The 2,007-nt window shown below is 64.3% G+C and carries 3 protein-coding genes and 1 pseudogene; 2 read left to right on the top strand and 2 right to left on the bottom strand.

Features of this window, described 5'->3' with window-relative positions; translation table 11 throughout:
* Positions 1–791, top strand: a 791-nt coding sequence (locus H8A95_RS42745) for a polysaccharide deacetylase family protein (RefSeq protein WP_229188413.1), incomplete at its 5' end; no start/stop codon positions are given.
* A gap of 23 nt (positions 792–814) precedes the next feature.
* Here H8A95_RS42745 and H8A95_RS42740 read toward each other — a convergent pair.
* Positions 815–1,042 carry a hypothetical protein gene (locus H8A95_RS42740; RefSeq protein ID WP_229188412.1) on the bottom strand — a complete coding sequence of 76 codons (228 nt, stop codon included), beginning with the start codon at positions 1,040–1,042 and terminating at the stop codon, positions 815–817.
* A gap of 57 nt (positions 1,043–1,099) precedes the next feature.
* Positions 1,100–1,537: a hypothetical protein gene (locus tag H8A95_RS42735; RefSeq protein ID WP_229188411.1), complete on the bottom strand. Its 438-nt coding sequence runs from the start codon at positions 1,535–1,537 to the stop codon at positions 1,100–1,102.
* Between the two features lie 288 nt (positions 1,538–1,825).
* Between H8A95_RS42735 and H8A95_RS42730 the strand changes: the two are divergent.
* A pseudogene (locus H8A95_RS42730) lies at positions 1,826–2,007 on the top strand (carbonic anhydrase); the annotation flags it as partial.

Here is a 2,007-nt window from a genome sequence, read left to right as displayed (position 1 = left end):
CGGCCGCGCCCAAATGCAACAATCCCGATGCGCTCGGCATCAGCCGCACCGTCGTGGTCGACACCACGGGCGGCCCGGGCTTCGGCTTCCTGCAGTACAAGCAGTATGACTTCCTGACCGACCATGAGGTCGTGCTGACCTTCGACGACGGTCCGTGGCCGACCACGCCCGCCGTGCTCAAGGCGCTGGCCGACGAGTGCACCAAGGCGGTGTTCTTCCCGATCGGCCTGCACACCACCTATCATCCGGATATCCTCCGCCAGGTCGCTGCCGCCGGCCACACCATCGGCGCGCACACCTGGTCGCATGCGCATCTGGCGAGCAAGAAGCTCACCGAGCAGCAGGCCAAGGACGAGATCGAGAAGGGTTTCAGCGCGGTGAAGCTGGCGCTGGGGGCCAACCCCGCCCCGTTCTTCCGCTTCCCGGCACTGGCGCACACGCCGGCGACGACAGCCTATCTCGGCACCCGCAACATCGCGATGTTCTCGGTCGACGTCGATTCCAACGACTTCAAGTCCAAGAGCTCCGACGAGGTCATCAACAACGTGATGACCAAGCTCGACAAGGAGCACAAGGGCATCATCCTGATGCACGATTTGCAGAAGCACACCGCGCAGGCGCTGCCGACGCTGCTGCGCAAGCTGAAGGCGGGCGGCTACAAGGTGGTCTGGATGAAGGCCAAGACCCAGATCGAGACTCTGCCGGAATACGACGCGCTGATGGCGAAGACCGAGAAACCGGTCGCATCGGGCCGGCCGATCGGCAACGTCGTGCAGACGATCGCCGAGTAACGCAGCCAACGCATCGAACACGCTCAACCAAAGCGCCCCTGGATCCGATCCAGGGGCGCTTTCGTTTTGATCGCGGCCCATGCGCCTTCAAGCGAGGCGCCATCGCACTCGGCGGCTGCGGCTCCCACCACCAAAATATCGAAAACAACCCCATGCAAAGTAGCCCGCGTCCAGCCGTCGCCGGGCCGGCCATCGGCAACGTTGTGCAGACGATCGCCGAGTAACGCAGCCGGCGTATTCAACACGCGCAACGCAAAGCGCCCTTGGAGCCGATCCAGGGGCGCTTTCGTTTGTGGTGTCGTCGACGTCTACCAATAGATTCCGTGACGATGCAGCTCGCCGATGATGCGGCCCTCGGTCCAGCGTCGTGCGTGGCGGCGGTGGCTCGACCTATGCCAAGTCGTCCGCTGCTCCGGCGCCGGCCTTGCGTCCGACTGCACTGACGGCTGGACATTCGCTTGCTGTTGCGCCGGCGCCTGCTGCGCAGCGAGCTGGGGTTGCGGCTGTGGAGCGGGAGCTGGCGCCGCAACGGGCGCCGTGCGCTCGACATATTTCGGCGCCTCCGGCGGCTTCGGCGACTCAACGGTGGGCGCGACCGGCGCATCGGCAACCTTGCCCGCGGTCGTGACCGAATTGGAGGCCGCGGCCGGCAGCGACGCTGCCCCGCCCAACGACAGGCTCCGTTCGCCGGCCTGCGCGGACGCGGAAGCCAAAGCCATCGCCGTGATCAGGATGAGCTTGCGCATTGTTGTTCTCCCGTTGACGGCGGGGAGACTAGCCATGTCGGACCAGCGCCTATGTGAGCTGCTTCACGCAGCCATCGCCTGCCGCTTCAGCTCCCCGTGATCGCCCGCCGCAACGACGCCACCACCCTGGCCGGCGGACGGGGCAATCTACTTCATCCCCGCCTTGCAGCAGTCTTGATCTGGATCAACGACGGCTTTCCGATGGACCGTTCAATAGGAATGCAGGTCTCTGTTTGCTGTCCGTGTCGCATTTGCTTGCCCGAATAATCCCAGCACAGCGCGGCTATGATGAAGACCTTCGATATCACGTATCGCTACAGCAGCGACGATGCTGCGATCAGGTCTGCCCCGCCAGACAGTCATGCGGCGCTGCTCCGTCTGGAACAGGGCAACAATAGCTTCGCCACACTCCTCGACCACGATGAGGAAGGGAGCGTCGTGCAGCAGATCATTCCGGTCGATCTGCGTGA

Origin of the sequence: Bradyrhizobium oropedii, assembly GCF_020889685.1 — a bacterium.
Classification (GTDB): Bacteria; Pseudomonadota; Alphaproteobacteria; order Rhizobiales; family Xanthobacteraceae; genus Bradyrhizobium; species Bradyrhizobium oropedii.
The sequence above is the reverse complement of the archived record's forward strand: the minus strand, read 5'-3'. Positions and strand labels throughout refer to the sequence as shown.

What these genes read in the sequence shown, in the direction of transcription:
- H8A95_RS42735 (WP_229188411.1), bottom strand. Translation starts at nt 1,537, where the DNA reads ATGCGCAAGCTCATCCTGATCACGGCGATGGCTTTGGCTTCCGCGTCC.